General features: G+C 46.7%; 1 protein-coding gene. It reads right to left on the reverse strand.

Annotated features, from left to right (window positions below):
* Positions 1-212: hypothetical protein (locus tag HJV72_RS19435; protein ID WP_442899304.1), on the reverse strand; the 212-nt coding region annotated here is incomplete at both ends.

Here is a 212-nt window from a genome sequence, read left to right on the forward strand (position 1 = left end):
GCATCTGCTGGTAATATTCATAAAAGGGCTGGTATCTGTCCCGTTCCTTGGCAGCATCCACCCACAAATAACACATGAGGCAGGCAAACAAGAGGGAGATAACGGCACAAAGAATGGAGTAGAACGAAACCCGTTTATCCACATAGCCGCCATTTTTCATTCTGTTCCCCAGCCGTTCAAATTCCGCCAATACGCTTTTTAGGCGATTTTCG

The organism is Extibacter sp. GGCC_0201, from assembly GCF_017566055.1.
In the GTDB taxonomy this organism is placed as follows: domain Bacteria; phylum Bacillota; class Clostridia; order Lachnospirales; family Lachnospiraceae; genus Extibacter.